The sequence below is a fragment of the Nocardia beijingensis NBRC 16342 genome (assembly GCF_001612785.1).
Taxonomy (GTDB): Bacteria; Actinomycetota; Actinomycetes; order Mycobacteriales; family Mycobacteriaceae; genus Nocardia; species Nocardia beijingensis.
This window is the reverse complement of sequence record NZ_BDBC01000107.1, coordinates 1-1,062: the sequence shown is the minus strand read 5'-3', so window position 1 is coordinate 1,062 and position 1,062 is coordinate 1. Positions and strand designations below refer to the sequence as shown.

The following is a 1,062-nucleotide window of genomic DNA, read 5'->3' as shown; positions in this document are numbered from 1 at the left end:
AGCCAGATCGCCGCTGTTGTAGGCCATCACCTGCGTGTCGTCGTTGTCGTCAAGTGATTCCCGGATCGCGACCTGCGCGGCATGCGGCAGCGTGTGCATGATCTCGCGCACCCGCTCCTTACGCCGCAACACCGCCTGACGCACCGGCATCCCCGGCGTCGCACGCATCTGCGGAATGATCCCCTCGACCTCCTCCGCACCACCATGATGATGCCCGGCGTCCACCAACGCCTGCTCGCGCGCCATCTGCGCCTCGTCCTTCTCCTCCGACATCCCGATCGGCCCGATCATCCGCCCGTTGAGGAACTGCTTGACCACCGGCTCCTCCGAAGTCAACAACACCTCCCGCGGACCGAACATCACCAACTGACGCCGGAACAACATCCCGATGTTGTCCGGCACCGTCCGCGCCAAGTTGATGTTGTGGGTCACGATCAGAATCGTGGCGTCGATCTGCGCGTTGATATCGATCAACAACTGCGACAGATACGACGTACGCACCGGGTCCAACCCGGAGTCGGGCTCGTCGACGAGAATGATCTGCGGATCCAACACCAGAGCCCGCGCCAGCCCGGCACGCTTGCGCATACCACCGGAGATCTCACCGGGCAGCTTGCCCTCGGCCCCGAGCAGACCGGTCAGCTCCAGCTTCTCCATCACGATCTTCTTGATCTCCGACTCGCTCTTCTTCGTGTGCTCCCGCAACGGGAACGCCACGTTGTCGAACAAGTTCATCGACCCGAACAACGCACCGTCCTGGAACAGGACACCGAACAGCTTGCGGATCTCATACAGCTCCTTGTTGGAACAGGTGGTGATATCGGTGCCATCGATGAAAATCGAACCACGCTCCGGACGCAGCAGACCGATCAGCGACTTCAAGAACACCGACTTACCGGTACCCGACGGACCCAGCAACGCACTGACCTCACCCGAAGGCAACGTCAACGACACATCCTGCCAAATACGCTGGGAACCGAAAGACTTGGTCACACTCTCGGTCCTGACCTCGACGCCCACGCCAACCTCCACAATTCTCAGCGAGCTGCCCACCGGCGAACC

At 61.4% G+C, this 1,062-nt stretch carries 1 protein-coding gene; it reads right to left on the bottom strand.

Annotation, left to right across the window (positions count from 1 at the left end):
• Window positions 1-1,020 (bottom strand): ABC transporter ATP-binding protein (locus NB3_RS33795; protein ID WP_174553277.1); only part of this gene is annotated, 1,020 nt, incomplete at its 3' end.
• Between the last annotated feature and the right edge of the window lie 42 nt (window positions 1,021-1,062).